At 54.0% G+C, this 696-nt stretch carries 1 protein-coding gene; it reads left to right on the plus strand.

Going from position 1 to position 696, the window contains the following annotated elements:
- Positions 1-696, plus strand: a 696-nt coding sequence (locus DXD25_RS16430; RefSeq protein ID WP_147327966.1) for a SpvB/TcaC N-terminal domain-containing protein, incomplete at both ends; no start/stop codon positions are given.

Genomic DNA, 696 nt, shown 5'->3' on the forward strand with positions numbered 1-696 from the left:
CGTGGCTCTGCCAACCTGCAGTATCCGTTCGAGATGCCGCCAGCACGAAACGGTATGCAGCCAAGCCTTGGCTTGCAGTACAGCAGCGAGGGCGGTAGCGGATGGCTCGGTGAAGGTTGGAACATCAGCGTGCCAAGCATAACGCTTGACACCCGGTGGGGCGTGCCTCGTTATGACCAGTCAAAAGAGACGGAGACTTATCTCTTGTCCGGTTCAATGCTCTCCACTATGGACGACAACGGACAGATGGGAGTCGCACACCGTGGCGAGAAGATGAACAGAAAGGCTGACCGCCAGTTCTACACCCGCCAAGGCGGTGATTTCAGCCGTATCATCCGCAAGGGTGACAGTCCTGCCAACTATTATTGGGAGGTTACAGACAAGCAGGGTGTCAAGTACATCTATGGTGGTGACGGAGCTGTTGTAAAGGGCAATGTCACTGATGCTTCGGGCAGTACCCGTGAGGTGATTGCCGAATGGAAGCTGAAACGTGTCGAGGAACTCCACGGTGACTATATAGAATATGTGTATGACATCGTGGATGAGGATGTGCGTGGCGGCTTGAAGGCCAAGGCTGCATATCTGAAGGAGGTTCACGCAGGTAATGCAGGACAGGAACCGCACACCGTTGTACTCTTTGATGGCAACAAGGTAAAGCAGGTAAAGACCAACAATGCCCGCTATGGATTCCTCGCC

The organism is Prevotella sp. TF12-30, from assembly GCF_003436715.1.
In the GTDB taxonomy this organism is placed as follows: Bacteria; Bacteroidota; Bacteroidia; order Bacteroidales; family Bacteroidaceae; genus Prevotella; species Prevotella copri_A.